The organism is Methylobacterium sp. E-005 (assembly GCF_022829725.1).
GTDB lineage: Bacteria > Pseudomonadota > Alphaproteobacteria > Rhizobiales > Beijerinckiaceae > Methylobacterium.
Window position 1 is genome coordinate 1 of record NZ_JAKSYG010000198.1, and the last position, 364, is coordinate 364.

At 62.1% G+C, this 364-nt stretch carries 1 protein-coding gene; it reads right to left on the bottom strand.

Annotated elements, in window-relative coordinates:
- On the bottom strand, window positions 1-283 hold a 283-nt coding region (locus tag MKK88_RS22130; RefSeq protein WP_244003527.1), incomplete at its 3' end, for a cyclic nucleotide-binding domain-containing protein.
- Window positions 284-364 lie beyond the last annotated feature (81 nt).

The following is a 364-nucleotide window of genomic DNA, read 5'->3' on the forward strand; positions in this document are numbered from 1 at the left end:
CGATGCTGTGATCCATCTCACCGAGGATGGCGACGTGCAGATCGCAGAAGTCGCCCGGCACCAGGAGGGCCGTGATCTGGCGTCGTCCGTCAGTAAGGCTCTTGTAGCGGCAGGCGAAGCCTTCCACGACGAGGTGTACGTCCTCTGGACGCTCGCCTTCGGGGCTGATGTCCTTACGCCGCGCGACGCGACGAGTTTTTCTGGTAAGGTCGTGTAGGACGGCACGGTCCCCGTCGGTCAGACGCGCTCCGTATTCGAGCTTCATGATCAGCGGATTGGACATTCGTACTCTCTCGCGGCTCGACCGCGCTGAGAACGAGGAACCGTGAGGCTTCCTTCCGCCATCAGTCGGACATCGGTCCGA